Genomic DNA, 25673 nt, shown 5'->3' on the forward strand with positions numbered 1-25673 from the left:
CTCGGCGAGCTCATTTTTGAGACAGTGAATATCGAAACATCGACATCTTCATCGTTCCCAGAATCGTGTCGACGCGCTGATAGCCGTAGACGGTCGCATCCTTGCAGTGATCACTATGGTAGTAGCAGATCTTGACCCTGATCATTCGAGAGCAGTTGTTCTTGACGCTCACGATATGATCCATAAGCTCTCCGTTCTGGACGTGCCCCTTGGCAGCCGCCTCAACATTGAGGCAGGGACGATTGGCGCCGTCACGGATGACGGGCGATTCCGATGTGTCGGCGGCGCCCTGCATCGTGAATTTTGATTTCGTGCTTTGTGCGTGAGCCGGCGGAACGTTCTGGATCAATGTCCAGGCCGGAGCCATGCAGATCAGCAGGACAAGCCGAAAGAGCGATCGAACCATTACCGCCACATCCTTTCAGGTAAATCGACTCCCGGCACAGTGGCCTTCACGCCGTCATATGCCAACCGCTTCGCAAAAGCTTCACGGGCGACCAGGCGAACGCCCCCGAGGCTCGCCAGCAATCTATCCCTCTGAGGCCAACCGACTCCCGTCAGGTTGCGTGCCGCATCATCGGTGAAGTCGCTTTCGACCATGCCAGCGAACTCGGCAACGACCTTTTGCTGCAGCTGCTCCCCAAGCAGTGGAAATATCGCAAGCGCCAACCTGTTGCGACGGAGCGCAATCCAGCCTTCGTATGGTCCAGCCGCGTACGACTGTTCAAGATAGCGAATATTTCCCGCGTCGAAACCGTCTCGCTCGTTCTTCACCCAATACAGCAACAGCCAAAGAAAAGCGTCGGCCGGATCGAGCATCAACGACGACTTCAGCTTGGTCTCTGCCGCCGTCAATCTGCGCTCCAGGTCATGGGAACCTTTTCCCTGCAGGCCCTCCTCGGCCGAGCGAAGCGCAATCAGCGCTCGGGCTCGTACCAGACTGGGGTAGGGAAGGCTCGATGGCGGGTCCGCGTCCATACGAACCGCGATCGACTCCACGATCCCCGGCTTGAGCTGTTCACCGACCAAAATGTGCGTGGCGACGGAGCTGACCTGCAGATCGGCCCAGAACGATGGCAACACGACCAGTGACCAGGCTACTCCAGCGATACCCGTCAGAAGCAATACGCCCCTGCAACATTTCCGCCAGATCCCGCCCATGTTAATCGACGTAGCCGTAACGGGCATAGTTCTTCTTGTAATAGTAACGGCTGTGGTACGACTCGTAGCGAGCAAGGCGCTTCGTATCTGCCTTGTTGAGAACGACGCCAAGCAGCTTGTCCTGGATTTCCTGAGAACCACGCAGATTGTGCCTGACGACGTCCATCAGGGTCTTGCCCCACTCCACGACGAATATGTAGGAGTCAACGAAAGTCGACGTCACGCGCACGTCCACGACCGGCGCCATCGGGGGCATGTCGAGCACGATGTAATCGAACTTGTCCCTCAGCTCGCCAATCAGGCCATGCATCATCTTGGATGCCAATATCTCGTTGGTATGAAGAAGCTTGGAGGTCGTACCCGCAGCCAAGATCGAGAGCCCCGTCTGCGCATCAACCGTCAATGCTTGCTCCAGTTTAGCCTTATGCGCGAGGATCTCGACCAAACCAAACTCCGCGTCGGGCGTCAGCGCGCGAGAGAGCGAGGGATTGCGGAGATCGCAATCGATCAGGAGGACGCGCGCACCGCCATGGGCCATCAATTGCGCCAGGTTGGCAGACAGCGTGCTCTTGCCTTCATTCGGAAGAGTCGACGTAACCGCCAGCACGCGGTTCTCTCGAACGATCGAGTTCAGATCGACTGCCACCTTCGTCGAGCGCACCGCTTCGGAGAAGCGCGAGAGAGGATGATCAACGACATAACGCAGCAATTTCGGCCTTGCGTCCTTGGTCGCAGCTGCGTTCACCGTCGGCAGCAGCGCTATACAACTCGCTCCGAGCACCTCTTCGACCTGCTGAGTCGTCCTGAACACCCGGTCCATCATTTCACGCACGATCGCCAGGACGAAGCTCAACACCAAACCGCCAAAAAGAGCCACGCCCAGCACGATGAGAGTCTTTGGATAGCTCTTGACCAGCGGTGTCGTTGCTGCACTGATCACGCGCGCTTCGCTGATGGGGAACGATTGCTGCTGGACCGATTCCATGTAGCGCTGCAGGAAATTGTCGTACATCGCCTGATACGACTGCGCATTGCTGTCGAGCTCGCGTAGCCGAACCTGCGCCTGATTGGTGAGCTGAGACTCCGAGACCACGGTGGCCAAACTGGCCTTGATGCTCTCCTCGCGCGTGACGGCGATATCATAGTCGCTCTTGTAAGACTCCTGAATGCGCTTGAGCTCGTCGATCATGTTCCGCTTGATCTCGTCCATTTGGCGACGCAGGTTCACCGCGGCAAGATGATCGTGGCCATACTTGGCGGCCCAGATCGCTTCCTTGGCGGCCATGTCGACATACTGGCCTCGCAGCTTGACGATGGTCTCGTTCCGAAGAGCGTCCGCCACTGCCGCGTCCGGTATTTCGCGCTTCAGAATATCGTTGATGCGGTCCAGCCGCGCCCTGGCCTCGGCCGTCGAGGCATGCGCCCCGACCAGCTGGCTATTCACTTCGGCGAGCTGTTGCTCGTTCATCAAGCGCCCGCCGGTATCGACAATGTTGTTGGCGGTCTTGAAATCGACAACCGCCTTCTGTGCCGCGGATGCCTGAGCGCGCAACTCCTTGATGCGATCCTGCAACCAGACGCTGGCGCGACGCGTCGATTGGTACTTGGCTTCCAGCTGGTCAACAATGTAGGCGTCAGCGATCGCATTGGCGATCTGCGCCGCTTTCGCTGGATCACGCGACGTGAAGCCGATCTCCATGACGTATGTGAGACCGAGACGCTTGATGGTACGATTGCTCTCAAAGCGTTGCAGAGCCTTGCGCTGCAATCTGAACTCGGAACCGGCACGGCCACTGGAAAACAGATCGGAAAAGAAATTGCCGATGGACCCGATCAAGCTTCCGCCGTTGCCGAGGAACTCCGGATCTTCCGTCAGGTGCAGGTCACGAATGACCGCCAAGCTGATATTCTCGGACTTGAGAATTTCGACCTGCGTTTCCACCGACGCGGAATCAGGGGCCACGTCACCGAGCATCGATTGCTGCTGGAACAATTGTACTTTGCGGGTGTCGATGACGATCGACGCCGTAGAGGTGAATTGCGGAGCTTCGGTAAAGAGATAGAGAAGCGCCAAGATCACAGAGGCGGATATGATCGCGACAATTGTTGGGAACTGATGCCGGATGACATCCAAATGCAGAGTCAGCGATTGAAACGGGGAGCCTTGAGTCTCGGCGAATTCGCGATTGATCTCTGAGGTGGACTTGTTCAGCTGCAACATCCGGTAAATCCTGAAATCAATCAATGCCCGTACTTGGGCCGACAAGCGCGCGGCGACGTGATTTCACGTGTCCGCAAATCACGCATAGTCATCGAAGCATGGACGCACCACGTGCTTCACGGGCAGTATATCGTGCGAGTCATCGCGGAAGATCAAAGGCAGCGCGTGACACGCTGCCTTGGTTTATTTTCTCTAAGGGGATGCCGGCGCAAGAGGCCCGGACGTTATTGCGTCGGACTGACCGCAGGATAGGCGGTCGAGGGAGACACTGAACCCGTATAAGTCGTCACACTGTTCGGGTAGTGCAGGCCACCAAAGTTCTGGGCACCGGAGCCGCTGCCACCAAAGGCAAATCCGAAGCCGGTCGTCGGGCCCCCACCACCGGAGCCACCACCCCCGGCACCGCCCGCCGCAGCGATTGCAACATCACCGGTTGCGGCCTGATAGGCAGCAATCACGTCCGGATTGTTTGTTCCGGCGACGGCGGCCTGAATCTCATTGGCAAACGCCTGATCGGTCTGTGCCGCCATGCGGGCGACCTGGGCAAGTCCAGCGACGATCGCGCGCAACTGGTCCTTCGATGTCGCCGGGTTCTTCAACAGTTCGATCAGACCCGGCACTGTCGTCGGATCCGACGCTCCAAGGTCGCGGACGCGCGAAATCAACTGCGGACCGCCGTCAGGATATTGCTGCAAAAGCGTTGCAGGAGATCCCTTGAAATCGGAGATGATCTGAGCCTGCAGTTGCCGGCTGGGCGGATAAACAGCCGCGCTGGCGGCGGAGGATATCGAGCTTGCGATCGCAATCACCACAGCGGCTCGAACCGTAAACCTGATAAGGTTCATAATTTCCTCAACAACTAGTTTGCCTTTATGGCCCGAACGAAACGATTGGAAAGTAGTCGAAAGAGGCAGTCCTGTCCACCAAATCTAAAGGAATAGTTAAGGCCCAAGTACCTGGAAAGAGGACTGTTTTGGCGATCCCGAAGTGCGAGCACGGGACGACAGCGCATTTGCCGCAGCCCCTTTCGGCTCGATGCTCCCCTCGCCGGAGTGAAAGGATTGCGCCAGGCCGACCCCGAAAAGCGCAAAGAAGGGGATGCTGTAACCCGGTATCTGCAACGTGAAATCGAGGCCGGAATGGAGCAATGCCAGCAGCGCAGTGCCGATGGCAGCCAGGGGAATCGAAGCGTCACGCTTGCGGCTGAGCACCCCGCGCGCAAGCACCGTGAGCATGACCGCCCAAGCAGACGCCAGGAGGAGCGTCATCGGAATTCCGGCCTCCAAAGCGACCTCCAGAGGGGTCGAATGGGCTGCATTCCAGGTACCGCGCATAGAAATATTCGGGCTGCGGAAGGCTGGAAAGACCGACTGGAAAGTCCCCATCCCAGTACCGAACCAGGGGGTATCGGCGATGATGAGCAGCGAGGACTTCCACCCCTCAAGCCGGCCACTATCGGTCAGCCCCTGGCTATCGAAGCGGCCCACGACACGACCACCGAGCAATTCCAAGAGAACGAGAGCGACCAAGGCGGCGGCCGCCAAGGCCATCCAGACGCCGGTGCGCGGCCGAAGGTCCTTCCGGAGGAAGACGACAAAGACGAAGATCATGGAGAGGAGCGAAACAGCCACGCCCGCCCGCGAGCCAGTCATGAACATCGCCATGACGCAGATCAGGAGCGCGGCGAATTTCAGAGCTATCGAAGCCTGGGGAATTTTAGCCAGATCGCGGGAGAGATTGCTCCATCTGAAACGTCCTCCGGGAAGGTGGCGGCGCACGTCCGTAAGAAGCAGAAGTATCCAGATGACCGCACATGAGCCGAAATAGGCCGCGGCGGTATTGCGGTTGATGAACGTGCCGGTGACGCTGCTGAGATAGGCGGTCTTGTCGCGCCACAGAATCATGGTCGGTTCGATGAGAAACGAGAGGACGCCATATGCAGCGTAGAAGCTGCCTGAGAGCGCAATCACCAGCATTACCTGGCGTGCACGCCTCGCGTCGGCGCCAATGACGAGCCCCACCAGAATAGCCAAGATATTTGCAAGTGGCGCCCCCACAGCAAAGAAAGCTTCGTACCTGACAATCGAGGCCGATGGCGCAACGGCCGTATCGAACAGCGAGCCGAGCTGCTTCCAGATCGGATGATATGGCGCAATCCACGGGCTGTCAGACAACTGTTCGTGCAGCGCGAAGCCGTAAGCGGCGACAACGATGAAGATGCCTGCGATGATCCAGAGATGGGGACGACGCAGCGCGTTCGCCGGCGCAAAGATCAGGGCAGTTCCCAGACAAGCGCACCAGAAGGCAATGGCAAGATTGTTGGTCGACCCAAACGGGAACGGCGCGCTCGCTACAACAAAGAACAGCACACAGCTGGATACGAGATCGGCCGACCAGCGAATGTTCATCGAAACACGGCCCATCGCTTTCGTCTGACGCCTCCCAGTGGAGAATACATTAGAGCGGATGATCCCGCAGGCGTCCAGCAAGTGCCGCACTCGGCAGAGACGGCGGTGGATGATCCATTCTGAACCGTACCCCGCCTACAGAGGTTAATTTCCGGCGTCAACTCATGCGGGAGCACAGTAAAGAGGGAGAACGCTTTGCCGGCCCTGCTCCGCAATGCGTCCCCATCCTGGCGGCCTCGAGTTCGTTAACAGGACGGTTCGCCCCAAGCGCGGATCTCATCCGATGAAGGGGCTGGACGGTCCCGATTTCAATCGTCTACGCTGGATTTCCGCAACGTGGTCCAGTAGTGCTTCGCCCGCACCGTATCCCCAGGCTTGCGAAAGCCCACGTCGCCAATTGCCGGCGGATTGTTTCCGGGAGAATTCCTGCTTCCGATCGAACGTTTCCACGAAGTTCTTATGTCAGACGACCAGCGTTGCTGGCCGTCGCTCTGCGAGGGTAAATTGAATATTGACGTCATCTTAGCGACACGCGGCAGACCGGCAGACGTTCAAGTTCTTCTAGACCAGCTTCGACTTCAAGAACGCGCGCCTGATAGCGTCATGCTTGTGGGCGCTGAACCCAAGGATTTGCCCGATGCTGCCGCCGTCCCGAATGATCCGAGCGTGCACCGACTGGTTTCTCCTCGACCGGGACTGACGTCGCAGAGAAACCACGGCGTACAAACGGCCAAGAAGATAAGCACTCCCGAGGCCTGGCTTGCGAAGATCATTGTCTTCTTCGACGATGACTTCAGGCCCGCAGCCGATTGGCTGCAGAAATGCGAAGCGCTGTTTGCTGCAAGTCCACAGGTCCTCGCCGTTACGGGAGCGGTGATCATGGACGGGGCAAGAGGCAGCATCGCAATCACCGAGGATCAGGCTTCCGATGCGCTGGCGCTGCCTCGGGCGAGCGATCAGACCGGATACAGCAAGTCGAAGGAGGGCCTGTACGGGTGCAATATGGCCTTCAGAGCGACAGTCTTCGACCAATGTGCATTCGACGAGAATCTGCCGCTCTATGGCTGGCTGGAGGATACGGATTTTTCCGGACAGATCAGGAAGTTCTCGGACATCTATCGAGCTTCAAACTTGACCGGTGTACATCTCGGGTCAAAGTCCGGACGGGTCAGCGGCTACAAATATGGTTACTCGCAGCTCGCCAATCCGCTCTACCTTGCGCGCAAAGGAACAATTACCCTCGGAAAATGCGCATACTTTTGGACACGAGCGCTCGCGTCCAACGCGCTGCGCTCACTTCGCGAGCATCCGATGATCGATTATCGAGGCAGGCTAGCCGGAAACATGGCTGCAATGGCGGATTTGATTGCCGGATCAATTCATCCAACCAACATCTTGTCCTTCCACCGCTAAAGCATAATCCGGAAAAGCGCGCAGCGGTTTTCCGAAAAGACCATGCTTAAATAACAACCTAAAGCGCCATGACGATTAGCCCTAATCACATCGCGCTTTAGAAACGCATTGCGCACGACGCTCATCACGCTCTGGACACGAGTACGAAAACCATGATTGACGAAAACCTCATTTACGATCTCGGCGCCCACAAGGGTGAAGACACCGGCTTCTATCTCAAAAAGGGATTCAAGGTCGTTGCCATCGAAGCTGTACCGGAATTCTGTAGCGCTCTTGGCCAGCAGTTTTCCCAGCAGGTTGCCACAGGGCAACTGAAGATCCTCAACCTGGCCGTCGCCAGGACGCCGGGGAATATCGACTTCTACGTCAACACCGAGCACTCGGTCTGGGGAACGGCAAATCTCGAGTGGGTCAAGCGAAACCAGATGCTGGGCGCAGCGAGCGTGCAAAAGATAACGGCTAAAGCCGAGCGGCTGGCCGATATCATGCGCGATCACGGCATTCCCAGATATTGCAAGATCGATATCGAAGGGAACGATTTTGACGCATTGTCATCGCTCGAGAACATTTCCGAACCGCCGCGATTTGTGTCGATCGAGTCCGAGAAGAAGAATTGGAATGATCTCGTAAGGGAGTTCGAACTGCTCAGGAACCTGGGCTATTCCAAATACAAGATCGTGGATCAAAGCCTCGTCTCCCTGCAGGAGCCGCCTCAGCCAGCGACCGAAGGCTGTTTCCAGCCGCACAGATTCGAACAAGGCAGCAGCGGACTGTTCGGCAACGAATTGCCCGGGCGGTGGATGGACATGTTCGAAGCGCTTGAGGTCTACAAGGGGATCTTCCGCGGCTATGCGCTGGCGGGAGACGCCGGCATCTTCCAGGGACGAAAGAGCGTATTCCGCATGCTTGGCGGGATTCAGGCCGCGCTGGTGCGCGCGGCCGGGCGAAAGGATTACCACTTCCCGGACTTTCCTCCAGCGGGTTGGTACGACACGCACGCAGCGCGATAGCGCGTCGGGAGCAGATCAGATCGGGAAGCGCCAGCTCATTTGCCGAGGCTGATTGCGCCTTGCCCGAACTAAAGAGGGCAATCGATCGAGTAGATCCTAAGATCCACATTCAGGCGGCTGTTCCGGGTCTGTGCCCGGAAGGCATAGAACGCCCCGAGGCTATCGTTCCCGGGATCGAGTTTTATTCCGGGGGTTAATTCGTCGGGCGGGACCAGAAGGCCGATGTGCCGGTTGAGGGCGGAGATCTCGATCCGCCCCTCGCCGTCCGCAAAATGCCCGCTGAGCTGGGTCACGGTGACCTTCGGCAGCCCGCGGCGCTGATGGCAGACATCCTCCTCCCAGAGCTTGGTCTGTTGCACCAGCGGTTTGCCGGCGCCATCGGGAACGACGATATCGGGAAAAGACGGGCGCAACATTCCGAAGAATTTGCTCTCCTTGGAGTTCGCCGAGAGACGGACGGTCAAGGACAGTTCGCCCTTGGCCCCCCTCAGGCGCGACAGGATCGGAGCATCGGGCTCGGCTGAGACCAGCACGTCGATCCGATGGCGGACGCCCAGCTCCGCGGCAGCCCCGAGAGCCTTTCCGATCGGTGCAAGCCCGAAGGCGAGAAGAACGAGCGCCAGAAGACGCCAGAATGCTCGAAACCGCATGAAGCCTCTTGCAACACTGCGGGGTGGACCGACGACCGGCACGCCGCGTTCAGTGGCGCCTTGATCCAAATCCCGAACTGGTAGCCCCGGCAGAACCGCTTCGATTGCTAAACGAAAATGGCACCGGGACAAAGGCCCGGTGCCATCGGTCTTGGTCGATCAAGTTGGCGTCTTACGGCGCCAGCTTGATGTTGTTGCGGAAGATCAGGGCATCGTTGGAGAGGTTCACGGCATCGCTGCCGGTCGCCATGATCACACGCAGATAGGTCAGGAACTTGGCGACTTCGACGTTGCGCGAGTTCGAGACGTAGATGATGTCCTGATTCTTCATCATGACCTTGGTGGCGAGGAAGAAGCCGCCCGGATCGCGGAAGTTCACGTTGAAGATGACCGGGATCGTCTCTGACGTGTACTTGCTCACGTCGATGCCGAGCTGGGCAGCGACCTCGCGCGGTTCGCGGCGATAGAGATAAACCGCAGCCGGATCGGCCTGGCCATCCAGCAGACCGCCGGCCTTGCCGACCGCTTCGCCGAGGTTGATGCGCCAGGCATCGAAGTTGAACTCGCCGCTCTGGCCGCTGGCACCGAACGCCAGGAACTTCTGCTGTTCGCGATAGACGTAGATGCTGTCGTCGGGACGAACGTAGACGTTGTTCTCGGGTGCCATCACGAGATTCTCGAACGGCACGGTCGCCCGCTTGCCGCCGCGCTCCAGCATGACCCAGGTCTCGAAGCCCTGGCCCTTGATGCCGCCGGCGCGGGTGATCGCGTCGAGTACGCGATCCTTCGCACCCGCCGCGCTCGCCGGATAACGCGCCGGCGAATTGACTTCGCCGAGCACGCTGATGAGCTGGGTGCGCTGCGAAGACATCGCAACGACCGCCTGCGGCTCGATGGCGCGGTTGCCGATCTTCTCAATGATCGAGCGCTGGATCTGGACCGCTGTAAGGCCCGCGGCTTTGACCTGGCCGGCATAGGGCACGGTGATGAAGCCGTCATTGTCCACCGCCTGGTCCGGGATGGTCACGAAGTTACCCGGACGGACGCCGGCTTCCGCCGGTATGAACAGACCGCCCGCCGCGGCTTCGAAGATGGTGACGCTGACGACGTCGCCGATGCCGAACACGATGCTGGCGGGCGGACGGCGATCGGTGAACACGCCGGCGAGCCCCTTGGGCTCATGGGTGTGCAGGATCTTCACCGTAGCCGGATTGAGCGGCACCAGCTCGTAGGCCGGCGCGTTCTCAGTCTGGATCTTGTTGTTGACGTCGTCCGTCAGTGGACCCGAGCCGGGATTGGTCGAACAGGCCCCGAGCGCTAAAGCGACCGCCAGAAACGCAGGCTTCAAAACATAGGTCTTGGCAATAGATGACATGAATCGCGCCCGATAGTCCCAATTGACGTAAGTTGGTACGGCCTAGGGGGTGGGTGCGACAAGCGTTCCGGGCGGTTAACAGAGCGATCCGTTGGCTAGTGTTGCCTGCGAGCCACTCTTGGAGGCTTGGTTTAACCCTTTGTGACTATTTGTTGTATTTCGTGTGCCCGGCGGGCGGGCAAAATGCGCAAGTTGAGGCCTCAGCATGTCGGGCGGAGGCCTCGCCGCCCTTCGCCAAAGCTGGGTCCATTCAGGATAGGACTCCCCCGTGTCTGGCCTCCTTCTGATCCCGCTGTTGGCAGGTTCCCTCCTTGGCGCCGCTGGTCGGCCCTGGAGCCCTGCCGCCCCCTGCCCCGGCAGCCCAGAATCGTCGTGCCACGAAGCGCCACTTGTTGCGGTCGCCCAACCGGCCCCCTCCTCCGTCTGGAAATTCACCCGGACCCAGGGGGCCAAGGACGGCGAGAGCGTCGCCGCCATCATGAAGACCGCGGATACGGCCCAGTCGGACCCGGACTTTGCCGGCCTGATCGTCCGCTGTGCGCCACAGGGCAAGATCGACGTGATGGTGGCCTTGATCCGGCCCTTCCCGCCACGGAGCCGCCCGAAGGTCACGATCGCTGCGACCGGCGGCGGCACCTTGACCTTCGACGCCCGCATGGCGGCCGCAGGCGCTACCGTGCTGCTACCGGACGAGGTCTCTGCCTTTGCCGCCGGCAAGTGGCAGACAGCGGCCTCGCTGTCCGTGGCGGTCAGCGAAGGCGACAGCGAAATCAGGGGCGTAGTAGCGCTGAACGGGCTGCGAGAGGCCTATCATTCGCTGCTGGCAAGTTGCAGCCAATAGGCCAAATTTAGCCATACAACTTAAGGGTCTTTTTAGGGAGGGAAACCTAGTGTCCGGAGCACGGAGAGTGTTTCGGATGACCGCGTTTTTGATTTTCAGCTTTCTCGTCGGTGCCGTGCTGGGGCAGCGCTTTCGCGTCCTGGTGCTGGTGCCGCTGACCTTCGTCATGTTGCTCGCCGCCGTCCCGGTCGGCTTGATGATCGGTCTCACGGTGATCGAGAGCCTGAAAGGCATGGTGTTCGCAGCCATTGCCCTGCAGGGTGGCTATCTCTTCGGGTCAGGGGCCCGCTTTGGCCTTGCTGCCGCGCGTACCGGGCGCGTATTCGCCCGCCCGGTCAAGTCTGCGCGCTGATGACGCCGGGCTGAGGCTGCCACCAGCCTTCGCAGGCCGCGCGAAAGACAGGCGGGTTGCCGGCAAAGACCTCTGCTTGAAAACCCACCGCTCGCTTGTATGGTGACCTGACCGTTTCAGGATTCCCTTCGAGCGCCGTTTGTCCTTCGCTTATTTTATCCTCATCGTTTCCATCGTTTCCGCTTCCGCTCTCGAAATCGCCGGCGTCAAGTTCGGGGCACAGCTCGCGACGATGGTCGCAGCACTGAGCTTGCTGGCGGCCGCCTCGAGCACGCGCAAGGCCGGCTACGATCACTATGTTCGCGCGACCTCGTGGGGCCGGTGGATCCTGATCGCCATTCCGCTGTGTATCGCCGCCCAACTGGTCCCTCTTCCGCTCAGCTCGGCGCATCCGATCTGGGCGAGCGCTCACGATGTCCTCGGCGGCCTGCCGCTCGGGCCGATCACAGCCGACATCGGCTTGACCCTGAACGCGCTGCTGCTGGCGCTTGCGGCGATCTCGTTGCTCGGCGTCACCGTCCTAGTCGTGCGCAACCGCAGCCGTGCCCAGTTGATCCTCTTTGTGCTGAGCGGCGTAGCCGCGGTCGCAGCCTTGATTCTCGACTTGCATCGGCTGTTGCCGGCGCTTGTTGCAGACGTACCGCACGACCTCACGACGACCTTGGCCGGCCTTGGCCTCATGCTCAATCTGGCGGTCATTCAGCTCGCCGCTGAACGGGCCGAAACGCATCACTCGGTACTGCGCTCGGCCGCGATCGGCCTTTGTGGCCTGGTCGGAGCTTTGGTCAGCGCCGCCGCGATCTTTGGGTTTTCCGGAACGAACAGCGCAATCGCAGCGGCTTTTGGCGTTGTGCTGATGCTGCTGATCCTCGTCATCCGCAGGTTGGATCTGTCACCATTGGCTGCGAGCGCATTGTCGGTGGCAGCCCTGGTCGGCGCCGCGATCGTGCTCACCTTCCTGTTCGAGCAGAGCTCCGGACCGGTCCTGATGCGGCTCGTCCCGGAGATGGGAGCCGAGACCAAGGCCGCCCTCGAGCGCATGTTGGCCGACACGCGCTGGTTCGGCGCTGGTGCCGGGACCTTTGCTGCGGTGGGCAGGATCTATCAGAGCGATGCCGGAGCTGTCTTGAACGCGCCCTCGGCGGCCACGGCCGTCTTTGCGGGGATGGGATGGATTGGGTTGGCTGCCATGATAGCAGTGAGCCTGATCGCTTTGGTCCGCCTGTTCTTCGGCGCTCTGCAGCGCGGACGCGACTCGTTCTTTCCCGCGGCAGCCGCGGCCTGTGTTCTCTTTGCGCTCGTCCAGAGCTTTGCAGGTCCCGGATTGCTGCGCCCGGCAGCAATCCTGTGTCTCTCGGTGATCGTGGGGCTGGGGCTGTCGCAGAGCGTCAGCCAATCCGGATCACGATAGAGGCGCAGTCCGTCAGACCGCGCGATCGCCGAGCGAGGCCCAGTAGTTCGGGTTCTTGGGCGATTGAATACGGACCCAGCGATAGGGCTTCTTCGACCAGGGCATGATATGGCCAGAGAGATTGTCCAGCACGAGATCGCCTGAGAAGGTCCGCACCACGACGACGAGATGATGCTCGCCCCAGGAGGTCACGACCTCGCTGAGCAGCACCGAACGCGCCGGGAAGCCCTTGGCGATCAGATCGTGGCGTTTTGTCACGGCGTAGTCGTTGCAGTCGCCGCTCGCGGGATGCAGCAGCCACTTTTCGCCGCGCAGCCCTTCCAGATTGGGTTCGGAACGGATCGCGCTGTTGACCCGCTGGTTGACCTCTTGCATCTGCGCCAGGCGTTGCGCCGTAAGCTTCAGGCGTCCGCCGCGGAAGACGATCTGTTGCGGCCGCGGTTTGCACTCGTCCTTGTACTTCAGGCAAAAGATGGTGAATGCCATCGGCGCCAGCGTCGGCCGGTCGAACTTGATGTACTGGATGGTACCGCGCAGCCCCATGGGCGCGCCGACGAACGCTGCGTCCGCATTCTGCTGCACCCCCGCAGCAACGACGATTGCGGCCACGGCCGCCAGGAATTTCACGACTTTGCGCATGTTGCGCTCCCCGTTCTTGTTGAGGGGACGGTACGTGAGACGCCTTGAAATACGGCTCAAACGCCGCGCGACCCTTTAATCAAAATGCGGGCTAAGCGGTCGGAAATAATTAAGAATACCGAAGTGTGACTTTTCTGCTAAGAGCGGTCGCGATGATCCGCTCGTGACGCCAGAAGCGATTCGACCGACCTGATGGGTTTTTCCAGCCATTTTCGAAAGAAGGCCAAGCCTCGGCTTCCCGACGGCGTTCGCGTCTATGCCATCGGCGACGTGCACGGCCGCGCCGATTTGCTTCAATCGCTGTTAACCGTGATCGACGTCGATCTCGCCCGCTCGGCCCCCGAACGGGCCATTCAGGTCTTTCTCGGTGACTATGTCGATCGCGGCCCGGACTCCCGCGCCGTTCTTGATCTCTTGATCGAACGCTCGAAATCGCACGAGACGGTTTGTCTGAAGGGCAACCACGAGGTCTTCCTGCTCGAGGTCCTCAAGAACCCGGCCCGCCTGCAGGAGTGGCGCCACTATGGCGGCCTGCTGACGCTGGTCTCCTACGGCATCACGCCGACCATGAATCCGTCCGCGGAGCAGCAGGTCGAACTGATCGAGGGACTGAAACGTGCGCTGCCGCCGGAGCACTTGGCCTTCCTCCAGCAATTGCCTTCCTCCTTTACCTGCGGCGACTTCTTTTTCGTCCATGCCGGCGTCAAGCCGGGCGTCGCGCTCGATCGCCAGAAGGATGCGGATCTGCTCTGGATCCGCGAGGAATTCCTGACCTCCGAGGAGCGCTTCGGCAAATATGTCGTTCACGGTCATACGCCGGTCAGCGCGCCCGATATCCGCCCGAACCGCATCAACATCGACACCGGAGCCTACGCGACCGGAAACTTGACGCTGCTGACCATCCAGGGCGATAGTCTGCTGGCAATTTAAAGGGCTCTGGCTAGACCTCGGTCCCGTCGTCGGGCCCGCCCGCACAGGCCTCGTCAATTCCTCCATGAACCGCATGATCCTGCTTCGCGTCGTCGGCATCTGCACCGCAATCGTGCTGGCGCTTCACGCCGGCATGGCGTTCTATGGCGATCTGACAAGGCCGAACTTTCGCGCCGGCGATTTGTTCTCGGGCAAGCTTCCGCCCGACAAGGCGAAGCTGGCAGCCGCCGCTGGCTTGGCTGCGTTTTCATGGGACGGCGATCTGCTTGCGAACTACGCGGCGGCGATGGCCGCTGACGTTCTTCAAGGTCCGTCGACCGCGGCGGGCGGCAGGGCCAGCGAGAACAAGGCAGCCCAGGCCGCCGTCTTGGCTGCCTTGAAAGTCTCACCGATCCGGCCCGCGCTGTGGCTCACGCTCGGCATGCTACAGGCCCAATCCGGCGAAGCGGTCACGCCGGCGGTGAAGATGTCCTACTTGACCGGATCGGTGCCGATCGACGTTGCCTTCTCTCGCGTCCGGACCGTGACGTCGAGCGCGGCGGCGACCGATGAGGAGATCAAGCTCCTGGCGCAATCGGACATCCGGTCGGCGCTGGCCAGTCGCTCGCGTTACGAGCCTCTGTTGATCGCGGCCTATGTGCAGGCAACACCGCAAGGCAAATCGCTGCTGCTGGAGACGACGAAGATCACCGATCCCAAATTCAACGAGATCTTGCGGCGGTACTGAGCCGCGCCAGCCTTGTGGCTATCGCATCCGGGGCTGCAGCGAATTCTTCAGCGTACCGATTTCGGATTGACGGGCACAAAGTCCTCGTCGCGGCGCGGCTGATCGGATCGCCCCTTGTAGACGAACATGCCCTTCTTGGTCGCAACGATGTCGCCTCGCTGCAGGCTTTCATCGTTGAGCAGGCTCTCGGTCGCGACAAGGTCCGGATCTACCGGAATGGGCTTGGAGAGCTCGGGATGCTCCCGCCGCTCGCGCAAGACGTCCTTGGCGCGGCGCCGTGCGTCCTCGATCCGCTGGCGCCATTCGTCGCGCGTGACTTCCGGCTCGCTGGATGGAAGATAGTCGTTGAGTGAGGGCGCCAGTTCGGTCTGAGCGAGACCCAAGGCCGGACAGGCGAGTCCAAGGCCGAGTATACCGGCGATGGTTGCGACCGTCCGAGACAGCTTCCCAAACCGCTTTTCACAGTGGCCACGTCGACCCGTTCGCACGCTGGTGCCTCCCTGACAGAACGATAAGGACGACCATCGGCCAATGTCCTCGTCTTCCATTCCTCAGCCTACACCTTTGCCGATGGCAGGAAAGCCAGTTCGCGGGCGAACTTCCCTGGGGCCTTCCCGCAAAAATCGAAAAACAACCCCATGCACAGTAGCCGGAGCCAGTCGGATCAATGGGTTACAGTTTTCCGAAATGAAATTGACCTGTCGGGCAAAACAGGGGCAGAATGGCATGGTCCGGAGAGCGGTCGACCGGATGACCGAAGGACCTGAGATCCGCGTCACGGGATCGGCCCAAGGGCAGACGGCTCTGCTCTAAGACCTCATTAGGTCATTGCTGCTAACTTTCGGCATCCGCCCCGTGGAGTTGCTGAGAATGCGCGCAAGTCCGGTATTGCTGGCAGGTGTCGTCGTTGCGGCTGCGGTCATATCTGGCCCCGCGGCGCACGCCAGCCCCCTCTGCATCAAGGAACGGACGCCGTTCGCCTTATCGCAGGATACGGTGAGATGGACGATGTCGATCGAACCCGGAGCCGACTGCATCCAGGGGCTACGTTGGTCGTACATGCAGATCTTCAACGTCTCGGTCGTGAGCGGACCATCGCGAGGGCAATTGGCGGTGGTCGGGTCAGGCTTCCGCTATTCGGCCGAAAGCACGGCGCGCGGTGCCGACAGGTTCACGCTGCTGATCTCGGGCAAGAACCGGCACGACCCCGGCACCTCGACCCTGGAGGTCGAGGTCAACCCGCAATAAAGCTTGTCTCACAGCGCCGCCGAAGCGGCTAATAGCGGCTCGACCCGCTCCCCCGGGTTCTGTTCCCGTGATAGGGCCGGGCGCGTCCGCCGCTCGTGACCGGCGGCTCGATGCGGCTCGGAATATTCCGGGTCGCGTTGGGAGGCGCGGGCTGCGAGGGGTTGACGATGATCACGTTGCGATTGGGCGACGAGGGGTCATTGACGCCCTGGGCCGAAGCGCTGGCAGGCACGGCAAACGCGAGTATGATCAAAACCAATCGTTTCATGCGATATCTCCCGATCAACAACGTCAGGGAGGCGGACACCGTTCCTTCACGGCTGCTTGACAGTTCGTTGCGTGACCTCACCTGGGCACGGCGACCAGCTTGCCATCCCTCCAAACGCCTTGGGCGGCCCTTCCGGCAGGAAGGCTCCCCGTCACGTTCCGGATTGCGGTCGGCCGGGACGCAGCTTGGGTGGTCTGCGCTTTTTTCGTCGGGGTCGTGATGATGCTGGAGCTGGTGGTGTTGGCCTGATCCTTGGTCCCCTGCGCAGAAGCGGACTGAACCAGGAAGGCCAAAAACATGGTTGCTGTCAAAACGCCGCGCATGGTCAAACACCGGAATGAGGAGCCGGGCGAAATGTCACAGGTTTCTGCCCAAAAGCAAGCGCTTCGAGACGATCGCGCAGGACCTTTGCAGGGCGGCCATAAAGCGCTCACCCCGGCCGAGGGGAGCCGGGGTGAAAAGCCTAGCGAAACAGCAATATCCGGGCTAGTTGATCGGCCTTGATGACCGAGACCGGCGACACAGCAGCCAACGCCTCGAAGGCGCAAGAGATCAAGGCCGGACTCGTCCGCCTGCTATCGGAGCGGATCCGCGAGATCTCCGACGACCCGCGGCAGATGCGGGATATCGTCTACGAGTTGGCCCGCGTCAAGCTTCTGGAACAATTCACCCCCGCCAGTGCGTGGGAAGCACGAGAGCTCCAGCAGGTCCTCGAACGCGCCATTCGGGAGGTCGAGCGGTCGTTTGAGCGAGACGGAACTTCCTCATCAGCAAAGGCGAGTGCCACCGTCGCGTCGCATTCTCCGCAAGTGGATGTCCCTCCTCACGCGCGGGTTACTCCTCCGCCCCTTCCAACGTCGCCTGCTTTGGCTTCCCCGACCCCTTCCATGGCTGCGGAAACGGCACGTCGTCCTGTCGCATCGCCGAGGTCGCCCGACCATCCCAAACAGCGGGGGGCCTTCAATTCTCTCATTCGCTTGACCGCCATCCTCCTGCTCATTGCGGGCGCCGGGACCGCGATCGTCTCTTGGCCACGGCTGAGGACACAACTGACCGCATTGTCGCAGGTAGCGCCGCCGTCCGAGCGGGCGAAGACTTCGGAGCCTCAACCGACCACGATTCCAAGTCCCTCGCTGGGCGAGACCTTGGAACGAACGCCGGAGAATCCAAAGGAGCCGGCGCCGATTGCGCACCCCTCGATGCCTTTGCCGACGACGTTCGGCGTCTACGCCTTGAGCGAGGGCCAACTCCATGAGCTCAAGCCGGTGCCCGGAAAGATTCCGGACCGGCGCGTCGCGATCTCGGCAGCCATCAACGCGCCGAGCGTGACCACACTGATGGACGGCGATGTCAAATTCGTCGTGTTCAGGCCCGATGGGGGCGTCGACGCAAGCGGGACTGAAGTTCGGGTCGTCGCGAAAGTTTCCCGGGCGTTGGGCGTCGATGCCAGCGGGAAAGCCGCCATGGTCAACGCCGGCGATTCCTGGGTCATCCGCAGCATGTCGTACCCCTACAAGGTAGGTCCGATCGAACAGCAGTCGCGAATGCTGTTGCTCCAGCCGGAGCAGGACGGCTTCACGCTCGCTCCCGGCCGCTACATCGTCGTGGTCAAGGGGATGGGCTACGACTTCACGGTCGCCGGAACGGTCACTGATCCCAATCAATGCGTCGAACGCATCAATGCGGCGAACGGCGCGTTCTACTCGCCCTGTCCGCCGCCACGACGCTAAAGCAACACGACGCTAGAGCAACACGAAGCTAGAGCAACATGGGTTCTGATTGTCTCGGAACCGAAGCCCTCGATTCCTGTCTCGATACGTCTTCTTCAAGCGAGCCGTCATCCACTCGCTCGAAAACGCTCTCGCCGCCTTTCTGTTTCTATTTGGACGGCTTGTTGTCCTTTGGGGCATCCGCCGGCATGTCGCCGACCTTGCCGTTATTGGCGACGCATTTCTGGAAGTATTCGCGCTGATCCTTTCCCGTTCCCTTGGCGCTGCCGGCTGCGGGATTGCCGATTTGTCTGGGCGGAAAGGCCTTGGCGACCGCAGCATCGCATGCGCGCGCCACTTCGGCGGTGATGGCCGAAGCCGTCGCCGGCGCAGCCAGAGTCAACACACCTGCCAATCCAACCAACGTCTGTAGATTTTTGACCGGCACCTCTGCTCTCCTTCAAATCCGTGAATGCTTGCCGGAACCATAGCAAAAAGGGCCGCAGCACCAAACCGCAAAGCGATGCTGAATTGTCCCGCGCTCTGCCCTGGGTGCCGCATAGGACTCTTGGCGGCATCCTGACGGCACGCCTGTTCTTCGAGACGGCGCTTACGCGCCTCCTCTCCATGTGCAGCGTCCGCTTTCGGCGCTGGCGGCTCAGGATGAGGCCATTCGGCGTCCGTGGCCGTTGAAACTGCTGTCGCGCACTCCGTCCTCATCTCGAGGCGAGCGATGGCTGCAGAGCGCGCAGCAAGATCCGCAATACTAGCTATCGAGCTGCGGCGGCTTGAAGTCCGGGAAACGCGTGAGCATCGCGGTCTTGACGAACTTCAAGTGAGCAATGGCGCTTGCCAATTCCTTGAGCCGGCGCTGGCCGTTCGAGATGTCGGCCGCGAAGAGATCCTGATGATGATTGTCGAGCGGCTCCCGCTCGAGATATTCATCGGTCCCGTTTCCGAACGTGACGGATGCACGCGCGAGGGCATCGTCAACGCGCCGGTTGAGCCCGGCCTGCTCCCTCTCCGACTCCTGCAATGCCGTATCGATCGCCGCCAGGACGGCACCGATCCGCACGCGGTCGGTTGCCGCATCACGCTCGACGGAGCGGGCCTTGAAACCCTTGTCCTCGCGGCGGGAGCCGAGAAGATTGTGTGCGCGCGCTCTCAGGAACAGCTGAAACATTTGGGCCATCCCACATTCGAGATCTGGGCCGCTACCATCGGTCAGGCATAGTTAACAAAGCTTAAAGCTTGCACCCGCCCAACCGGCTTTGTGCGATCCAGACCAGCCAAGCCTCTTCCTGCTTGGAATCACGCTGGAGCCATCGAACCTCGTCCGCGGCGGCAGCCCCTAATCTCCCTCATTCATGTGCGGAAGATCTTAGGCATGGGTGGACATAAGACGGAAGCCGAATCCCGTATTCCTCTCGGCAAGCGGCCGCAAGCGGCAAGCGCACGGTGGCCGAGCACGTCTGCTCTTCGCATTGATGAAGACGGCTTCGACGGATTTCGAATGCGGTCGCTGCCCGGTTGCAGACGACATTAACGAAACATCCGTGGTTATACGGAGCGTCATTCACCAACTTCATCTCGGTAAGGTTGAGAGGTTAGCTTAATCCGCGTTGTTTGTTGCGAATTTTCACGCTTTCCTTATCCATCTCTCGCACCGGGCTTCCCCAAGGCCCGGCCCCGCCCAAGCAAAGCCGTCGAGCGAATGGGTCCGCTTGGCGGCTTTGTCGTTGTGTCGACGAGAGGATCATTTCGCTATGGCGCGCAGGCCCTGGTCGTTCAAGGAAGACCGCCGGCTCATGGAGCTGGCGAAGTCTTCAGCCTCACTGGAACAAGCAGCGAAAATTCTCGGGCGCTCACCCGATGCAGTCAAGCGCATGGCGCTACGGCTTGGCCTTTCGTTAAAGCCGAAGACGGGCAAGAAGACCTGACTTCGGCGCGACAGCGCTCGCCTCGCGCCTCACAGTCCGTCGCTGCGCGGAGCCAGCAACGTTGAACTGCCCGAACGTATCACGTTGAAAGCAGGCGTGTGCAGCAGACACCCCTTTAACGATACTTTCGGCTTTCGAACCTGACGGACAACCAAACCTTGTATGTTGGCGTCATGCGCAGGAACCACCTCATAGCAGCTGCGAGCATCTGTCTTGCGCTGATCGTCTATGCCACCCTGGCGAGGCTGGCGGGTAGACCCGCGCTCATGGGGCATCACGAGGCCTATTGGGTCGTCGTGATCGAGCGCTTCAGCGCCTACGGGCTGCTCGGCTTCCTGCTTTCCTTCCTGCTGCCCGGACGGTTCGCTCTTGCCTGCTCTCTCGTCGTCGCGGTCGCTATGGGGCTGGAGCTGATGCAGGCGTTCATACCCGACCGCGATCCGGGTTTCCTCGACGTGTTGCAGAAGGCGGCGGGAGGCACCGTGGGCGTCATGCTCGCCCAGATGATCTTGGCGTTCTTGCCCAGACCACCTTCCTAAGGCGGCCGGCTCAAGCCACCCCGCGCCTGTTGCGGGACTCGGAGGGAGCGAGGAGTCCGGCCATCTGCCGATGGGTGTTCTGCAGCGCTTCAATGGCGAGATCGAGATCGAAATCCGTCTCGCGAATGGATGCAAAGAATTCGACCATCAGCGCCGGATCGAGTTTGACGCGTGTCATCCCATCGCGGCTCTTGCGACGATCGAGTGACAAATGGATGGCACGGTCCCGGGCCTCCATGGCGCCGCAGCCGCAAAGCGCACCGAGTTCGTCGTATGTCATCCAGATTTGAGGCATGTTCTTCCACCACGCTTGACCGGCCGCAATACTAGCTCTCGGTCGTAAAGGCAGCATTGCTTCAGCGCGGCTGCGACGCGACTTCGAGACAACAACGTCAATGCAACGCTAATCAGGGCGACAGGCACGAGCTTCGTGTGGCGCTGCGCGGATCGTCATCGATCTGGCTCTCACTTGGGCGAGCCAGCCGTGAAAGGACGCCGCGGGCGGGAACGGCCGTCGAGCCCCTTGGGCAACTTGTCGGACTTGAGCTTCACGACCGCGCTGCGGGCGTCGGCAACCGGCGGATCTTCCTGACTGTAGATCAGCGTCACCTCGAACTTCACGTCAGGCGCTTCCCGGGCCGTTCCCGAACAGGTCGCCATCGCGCCGGTATACACACCGGAGAGCTCGACCTCGACTTCGTCGAGCCCGAACACGGTCGGCGGGCCGTCGGCATGTCGCCGTGTGGTTAGAACGGCCGTGAAACGCTGGTCGTCGTGGAACTGATAGGAGCCGCCGTAGGTGAAGAAGCTGTCACTGCCGGAAATCCGACCCTGGGCCACATGCACGATACCGGTGCCTTGCGCTTGCGCGGTTCTGAACCACGCCGCGTAATTGCCCTCTTTCAGCATGGAAACATCCACCCATGAATTCCATGCGTATTTGCAACGAACCGTGGGGCCGCGACAATGACCGGCGCGGCGAGCATTCCGCCACGGTTAACGCCGTGCAAAGTCAATCCGTCAAATTTCCACCGGCGCGGGAGGCGGCGCCCCGCAGCAGGATCAGAACAACTCTATTCCGTCGTCCGCGGTCTCGACTGCCTCGACCGAGCGCACGGCGGCTCTCGACGCCAGCCCGAAGGTTTGCAGGAACTCCCGGTGCACGTCGCGCTCGCGTTCCATCGTGTAGCGCGCAAAGAGCTGGTCGAGCACCGCCTCGTCCTGCGCTTGCGGCCGCGGCTGCTGCGCGGCGGCGCTCGCGGTCTCGAGCCGCGCCGCGACCGCGGGCAATGCCGCGGAGCCTTCACCGAGCGTGGTCATCAGGCCTAGCGCCGAATTCATCAGGCCCTCGAATTCCGCACCTTCATCGACGAGCCGGCTCATCAGCTTGCCGAGCCGTTCATTGCCGGCCTCGACCTCGCGCAGTGCCTGAAGGATCCGCGGTTCGAGCTTGGCGAGCTGCGTGGGATCGCCCTGCACACGGAGCTCCTTCAGCTCCCCGGCCGATCGCTCGATGCCGTCGAGCACGGGCTTCAAACGCCCCGCTCCCACCGAGACATGGTCGGCCGTTGCCTTGAGCTCGTTGGCAATGACGACGAAAGCGCTGCCGCGGCTGCCGAGATGGCTGGCCTTGAGGCCCGCATTCATTCCGATCAGCGTGATGTCGATCGTCGCCTCGGCCAGCCCGGCGATCGCCTGGCGAAATTTCGTCAGCGTATCCTCGACGATCGCGAGCGCCTCGTCGACCGAGCGGCCCGCCCCCTCGCAGGTGGCGATCAGGGTCGATGCGTGCGCCAGCGTCTGCTTGATGCGCGTCAGGAACGACGACGAGCCGCCATCCTCGCCGCCAAACAAGGTGCGGCCGTGCCCGACGACGCTGCCCGCATCGTGCAGGATGGCGGTCAGCGCGCGAACGATCTGGCCGATGTCGCCGCCGAACTCGCGCTGGGCATCCCTGAGCTGGGCCGCCTGCAGCTGGCAGATCGCACGCGCGCCGTCATCGCTCGCGATCGGCTCGGGAACGAGGCTCGGGGCGGCTCCAGCCACAAGGCCGAGACCGTGGGAGACATGCTCGAGACGCTGACGCGTGCTGTCGCCCGCCTGCAGGGAAACAATCGCGCTGCCGACCGCCTCGGCGATCTTCCTGGTGCTGGAACCTGCGCGGTCGGCCAGATGGCTGCTGTTGCGGCGCTGGTCATGCAATCCGGAATAGGCGGAGCCGAGTTCGGCGCTCTCCGCCGCCAGTTGATTCCGGTAGCGGCTCTCGAACTCCTTCTGCCGGCCGAATGCGGTGGCGACCGCCTCCGAGAGGCGCTGCTGATCCCGCGCACAGCCCTCGATCGCGCCCTGCACGGCCTTGCCGAGATCATAGGCCTCCTGCGTGAAGGCGAGAAAGCCCTCGCGATCGCCGTCGAGCGCGGCTGCCTCGATCCGCGCGCTGCGGGCGATGATGGTGATCATCTGGATGTGCTTGAACAACGGCTTGAGCAAGGCGGACGCCTCCGCCGTGCTCTTGCCGATCGTCTCGAGCAGGGCGCTTTCGGCCGGCAGCGCCTGCGCCAGGTCGCTGAGCCGCGCTGCGATTTCCTGTAGCGCGGTCGCGGCGCCCTCGATCTCTGCGCCGGAGAGTTCCGAGGAAAGCGTTGCGAGGCCCTGGTTCAGCTCCTTGAAGATGAGATGTCCGCGCCCGAGCTCGTGACCGACGCGCGCGAACACGTCCTCGATACGCGAGGAGACGTCCTCGATTGCGGCGATCGCCTCGGCAAGCGTGTCGGCGGGAATGACTGACATTGCGCTCAACCTGCCGCCGCAACGTGCCCGGTCTGATACCAGAGCATGATTTCGCGCGGGATATGGTGCAGCGATACGACCTTCTCGACGCCGCCATGGGCGATGGCTTCCTTGGGCATGCCGAACACCACGCAGCTCTCTTCATCCTGAGCCCGCGTCGAGGCGCCGAGCTTGCGCATCTCCAGCATTCCGCGCGCGCCGTCATCGCCCATGCCGGTCATGATCACGCCGAGCGCATTGGCGCCGGCATGTTGGGCCGCCGAACGGAACAACACGTCGACGGACGGGCGATGCCGGGACACCGGCGGCCCATCCTTGATCGCGATCTGGTAGCGCAGGCCGATGCGCTGGAGCAGCATGTGGCGGGCTCCCGGCGCGATATAGGCGCAACCCGGCAGCACCGGTTCGCCGTCCTCGGCCTCCTTGACCCGGATCTGGCAGACGCCGTCGAGACGCCTGGCAAAGGCCGCGGTGAAGCCTGCCGGCATGTGCTGGACGATGACGATGGGCGGACAGTGCAGTGGCAGCATTTCAAGGACGTCGTTGAGCGCTTCGGTGCCGCCGGTCGAGGCACCGATGCACACGATGCGTTCCGTGGTCGGCCGGACCTTGCCCTGCACCGGCGGCGGGATGATGGCATCGGCGGTCAGCTTCTTCTCGATTGCGCGACGCTCCGCGCGCGGGCGCACCCGGGCGCGGGCGGCCGACTTCACGGCCTCACGCAGCCGCGTGGAGCATTCGAGCAGCGCCTGCCGCGTGTCGATCTTCGGCTTCGGCACGATGTCGACCGCCCCCGCCTCGAACGCCTCGAACATCACGTTCGAGCCTTCCTCGGTCAGCGAGGAGCAGATGATCACCGGTATCGGACGTTGCGCCATGATCTTGCGCAGGAAGGTCATGCCGTCCATACGCGGCATTTCGAGGTCGAGGATGATGACGTCAGGCAGCTCCTTCTCGAGCCGCTTGGCCGCCACGAACGGATCGGACGCGGTCGCCATCACCTCGATATCAGGGTCTTCACTCAGGATCGTCAGCAGGATTTGGCGCACCGACGCCGAATCGTCCACGATCAGCACGCGAACTTTCTCCCTCGGCATTCTGGTTGCGCTCCGGCTAGACCTGGAAGATGGTTGGCTGAACCTGCTTCAGCCCAGGCACTGCACTGTGAATCATCGATTCCGAATGCCCGACCAGCAGATAGCCGCCCGGACGCAGATGGCTGCACAATTGCTCCACCACCTTGCGCTGGGTCTCGCGCTCGAAATAGATCAGGACGTTGCGGCAGAAGATGATATCGACGTCACGGTCGACGGGATAGGACTTGTCCATGAGGTTCATCCTCATGAAGTGCGTCATGCGCCGTAGCTCAGGTACGATCCGCACTTCGCCGCGCGACTTGTCCCGCGACGACGAAAAATACCGTTTCACGAACTGCTCCGGCACCGGGGCGAGCACGTCGCGGCTGTAGATCGCCGTCCTGGCGAGGCGCAGCACCGCGGTCGAGATGTCGGTCCCGAGAATGCGGTACTGGAAGCGCGAGCCGCTCCGCGTCATGTCGTCCAGCACCATCGCGGTCGTGTAGGCTTCCATGCCGGTGGAGCTCGCCGAGCTCCAGATCTTCAGATTCGCGTTCCTCCGTCCACGCACCTTGAGCAGGGCGGGAATCGCGACTTCGCGCAAGAAAGTGAAGTGCTGCGGCTCGCGGAAGAAGTCGGTCTTGTTGGTCGTCACCACATCGATGAGATGGGTGAGCTCGGTGTCGAAATGGTCCGCCTCGAACAGGTTCTCGACATATTCATTGAGGTCGGAGAAATTCAGCGCGCGCACGCGCTTGTGCAGCCGCCCCTCCAGCATCAGCCGCTTGCCCTGCGGCAGCTTGATGCCGACCTGGCCCTCGATCAATTCGGCGATGGTCCGGAAATGGCGGTCGGACAGGTGCACGGCCGTATCCTGCATGGCAGGCATCATGGCCGGCGGCTCCCGTCCGGGACGGCCGCCTGCATTGCATAACCGGCCATACGGAGCATCTTGAATCCTACAC

28 protein-coding genes are annotated in these 25673 nt (G+C 61.4%); 11 read left to right on the forward strand and 17 right to left on the reverse strand.

The genetic code is table 11. The annotated features are described in order from the left end of the window. Nucleotides 1-10 precede the first annotated feature (10 nt). The 5 genes from H1B27_RS21480 to H1B27_RS21500 all read right to left on the reverse strand — a co-directional run bounded on the left by H1B27_RS21480 (nt 11) and on the right by H1B27_RS21500 (nt 5790). Nucleotides 11-406, reverse strand: a complete 396-nt coding sequence (locus H1B27_RS21480) for a hypothetical protein (protein WP_197967433.1) — start codon at nt 404-406, stop codon at nt 11-13. Then, complete coding sequence (locus H1B27_RS21485) at nt 406-1125, reverse strand: hypothetical protein (RefSeq protein WP_197967434.1); 720 nt, start codon at nt 1123-1125, stop codon at nt 406-408. The genes H1B27_RS21480 and H1B27_RS21485 overlap by 1 nt, the downstream gene beginning before the upstream one ends. Before the next feature lie 37 nt (nt 1126-1162). After that, entirely contained in the window at nt 1163-3382 is a 2220-nt protein-coding gene (locus H1B27_RS21490; RefSeq protein ID WP_131873773.1) for a polysaccharide biosynthesis tyrosine autokinase, read from the reverse strand. A 224-nt stretch (nt 3383-3606) separates the two neighbouring features. Beyond that, on the reverse strand, nt 3607-4227 hold the full coding sequence (locus H1B27_RS21495) for a hypothetical protein (protein WP_197967435.1): 621 nt from the start codon (nt 4225-4227) through the stop codon (nt 3607-3609). Nucleotides 4228-4323: 96 nt separating this feature from the next. Further along, a complete protein-coding gene (locus H1B27_RS21500; RefSeq protein ID WP_197967436.1) occupies nt 4324-5790 on the reverse strand; it encodes an O-antigen ligase family protein in 1467 nt (488 codons plus the stop codon). 459 nt (nt 5791-6249) lie between these two features. Here H1B27_RS21500 and H1B27_RS21505 point away from each other — a divergent pair, with 459 nt between their 5' ends. Together H1B27_RS21505 and H1B27_RS21510 are read left to right on the forward strand one after the other, a co-directional pair. Then, complete coding sequence (locus tag H1B27_RS21505; RefSeq protein WP_197967437.1) at nt 6250-7203, forward strand: glycosyltransferase family 2 protein; 954 nt, start codon at nt 6250-6252, stop codon at nt 7201-7203. Between the two features lie 152 nt (nt 7204-7355). After that, nucleotides 7356-8213: an FkbM family methyltransferase gene (locus tag H1B27_RS21510; RefSeq protein WP_197967438.1), complete on the forward strand. Its 858-nt coding sequence runs from the start codon at nt 7356-7358 to the stop codon at nt 8211-8213. A 68-nt stretch (nt 8214-8281) separates the two neighbouring features. Here the strand turns inward: H1B27_RS21510 and H1B27_RS21515 are convergent, their stop codons facing one another. Beyond that, complete coding sequence (locus H1B27_RS21515; protein WP_197967439.1) at nt 8282-8863, reverse strand: hypothetical protein; 582 nt, start codon at nt 8861-8863, stop codon at nt 8282-8284. Nucleotides 8864-9035: 172 nt separating this feature from the next. Further along, nucleotides 9036-10238 (reverse strand): polysaccharide biosynthesis/export family protein, encoded by a 1203-nt coding sequence (locus tag H1B27_RS21520; protein ID WP_061878780.1) that lies wholly within the window; start codon nt 10236-10238, stop codon nt 9036-9038. 478 nt (nt 10239-10716) lie between these two features. Between H1B27_RS21520 and H1B27_RS21525 the strand changes: the two genes are divergently transcribed. From H1B27_RS21525 to H1B27_RS21535, 3 genes are all read left to right on the forward strand, one after another. Continuing rightward, nucleotides 10717-11079 carry a hypothetical protein gene (locus H1B27_RS21525; RefSeq protein WP_245311998.1) on the forward strand — a complete coding sequence of 121 codons (363 nt, stop codon included), beginning with the start codon at nt 10717-10719 and terminating at the stop codon, nt 11077-11079. Between the two features lie 76 nt (nt 11080-11155). Continuing rightward, nucleotides 11156-11431 (forward strand): hypothetical protein, encoded by a 276-nt coding sequence (locus H1B27_RS21530; RefSeq protein ID WP_061878779.1) that lies wholly within the window; start codon nt 11156-11158, stop codon nt 11429-11431. A gap of 460 nt (nt 11432-11891) precedes the next feature. Beyond that, nucleotides 11892-12842, forward strand: coding sequence for an O-antigen ligase family protein (locus H1B27_RS21535; protein ID WP_246515580.1), 951 nt, complete (start codon nt 11892-11894; stop codon nt 12840-12842). Nucleotides 12843-12854: 12 nt separating this feature from the next. Here H1B27_RS21535 and H1B27_RS21540 read toward each other — a convergent pair whose 3' ends face one another. Next, a complete protein-coding gene (locus tag H1B27_RS21540) occupies nt 12855-13481 on the reverse strand; it encodes a transglutaminase-like cysteine peptidase (protein ID WP_061878777.1) in 627 nt (208 codons plus the stop codon). 192 nt (nt 13482-13673) lie between these two features. Between H1B27_RS21540 and H1B27_RS21545 the strand changes: the two genes are divergently transcribed. Together H1B27_RS21545 and H1B27_RS21550 are read left to right on the forward strand one after the other, a co-directional pair. Further along, nucleotides 13674-14411, forward strand: coding sequence for a metallophosphoesterase family protein (locus H1B27_RS21545; RefSeq protein WP_197967441.1), 738 nt, complete (start codon nt 13674-13676; stop codon nt 14409-14411). Nucleotides 14412-14475: 64 nt separating this feature from the next. Next, nucleotides 14476-15138 carry a hypothetical protein gene (locus H1B27_RS21550; RefSeq protein ID WP_197967442.1) on the forward strand — a complete coding sequence of 221 codons (663 nt, stop codon included), beginning with the start codon at nt 14476-14478 and terminating at the stop codon, nt 15136-15138. Between the two features lie 47 nt (nt 15139-15185). Here H1B27_RS21550 and H1B27_RS21555 read toward each other — a convergent pair whose 3' ends face one another. Further along, nucleotides 15186-15521 (reverse strand): hypothetical protein, encoded by a 336-nt coding sequence (locus H1B27_RS21555; RefSeq protein WP_245311996.1) that lies wholly within the window; start codon nt 15519-15521, stop codon nt 15186-15188. A 625-nt stretch (nt 15522-16146) separates the two neighbouring features. Between H1B27_RS21555 and H1B27_RS21560 the strand changes: the two genes are divergently transcribed. Next, on the forward strand, nt 16147-16386 hold the full coding sequence (locus H1B27_RS21560; RefSeq protein WP_197967443.1) for a hypothetical protein: 240 nt from the start codon (nt 16147-16149) through the stop codon (nt 16384-16386). Between the two features lie 28 nt (nt 16387-16414). On the opposite strand, the gene H1B27_RS21565 is transcribed toward H1B27_RS21560, so the two are convergent. Beyond that, nucleotides 16415-16654: a hypothetical protein gene (locus tag H1B27_RS21565; protein ID WP_156504929.1), complete on the reverse strand. Its 240-nt coding sequence runs from the start codon at nt 16652-16654 to the stop codon at nt 16415-16417. Between the two features lie 503 nt (nt 16655-17157). Between H1B27_RS21565 and H1B27_RS21570 the strand changes: the two genes are divergently transcribed. Further along, nucleotides 17158-18384: a hypothetical protein gene (locus tag H1B27_RS21570; RefSeq protein ID WP_197967444.1), complete on the forward strand. Its 1227-nt coding sequence runs from the start codon at nt 17158-17160 to the stop codon at nt 18382-18384. A gap of 148 nt (nt 18385-18532) precedes the next feature. Here the strand turns inward: H1B27_RS21570 and H1B27_RS21575 are convergent, their stop codons facing one another. Together H1B27_RS21575 and H1B27_RS21580 are read right to left on the reverse strand one after the other, a co-directional pair. Further along, complete coding sequence (locus tag H1B27_RS21575; RefSeq protein WP_311976969.1) at nt 18533-18769, reverse strand: hypothetical protein; 237 nt, start codon at nt 18767-18769, stop codon at nt 18533-18535. Nucleotides 18770-19129: 360 nt separating this feature from the next. After that, nucleotides 19130-19546 (reverse strand): hypothetical protein, encoded by a 417-nt coding sequence (locus H1B27_RS21580; RefSeq protein ID WP_061878772.1) that lies wholly within the window; start codon nt 19544-19546, stop codon nt 19130-19132. 583 nt (nt 19547-20129) lie between these two features. Between H1B27_RS21580 and H1B27_RS21585 the strand changes: the two genes are divergently transcribed. Both H1B27_RS21585 and H1B27_RS21590 read left to right on the forward strand, forming a co-directional pair. Beyond that, on the forward strand, nt 20130-20303 hold the full coding sequence (locus H1B27_RS21585) for a hypothetical protein (protein WP_197488678.1): 174 nt from the start codon (nt 20130-20132) through the stop codon (nt 20301-20303). Nucleotides 20304-20476: 173 nt separating this feature from the next. Continuing rightward, on the forward strand, nt 20477-20842 hold the full coding sequence (locus H1B27_RS21590; RefSeq protein WP_061878814.1) for a VanZ family protein: 366 nt from the start codon (nt 20477-20479) through the stop codon (nt 20840-20842). 10 nt (nt 20843-20852) lie between these two features. Here H1B27_RS21590 and H1B27_RS21595 read toward each other — a convergent pair whose 3' ends face one another. From H1B27_RS21595 to H1B27_RS21615, 5 genes are all read right to left on the reverse strand, one after another. Beyond that, complete coding sequence (locus tag H1B27_RS21595; protein WP_245311994.1) at nt 20853-21194, reverse strand: hypothetical protein; 342 nt, start codon at nt 21192-21194, stop codon at nt 20853-20855. 113 nt (nt 21195-21307) lie between these two features. Continuing rightward, nucleotides 21308-21751, reverse strand: a complete 444-nt coding sequence (locus tag H1B27_RS21600; protein ID WP_061878770.1) for a hypothetical protein — start codon at nt 21749-21751, stop codon at nt 21308-21310. A gap of 153 nt (nt 21752-21904) precedes the next feature. Then, nucleotides 21905-23632 (reverse strand): chemotaxis protein, encoded by a 1728-nt coding sequence (locus tag H1B27_RS21605; protein WP_197967445.1) that lies wholly within the window; start codon nt 23630-23632, stop codon nt 21905-21907. Between the two features lie 5 nt (nt 23633-23637). Next, nucleotides 23638-24729, reverse strand: coding sequence for a protein-glutamate methylesterase/protein-glutamine glutaminase (locus tag H1B27_RS21610; protein ID WP_061878768.1), 1092 nt, complete (start codon nt 24727-24729; stop codon nt 23638-23640). 16 nt (nt 24730-24745) lie between these two features. Then, entirely contained in the window at nt 24746-25600 is an 855-nt protein-coding gene (locus tag H1B27_RS21615; RefSeq protein WP_197967446.1) for a CheR family methyltransferase, read from the reverse strand. Nucleotides 25601-25673 lie beyond the last annotated feature (73 nt).

It is taken from the genome of Bradyrhizobium diversitatis, from assembly GCF_016031635.1.
In the GTDB taxonomy this organism is placed as follows: Bacteria; Pseudomonadota; Alphaproteobacteria; order Rhizobiales; family Xanthobacteraceae; genus Bradyrhizobium; species Bradyrhizobium diversitatis.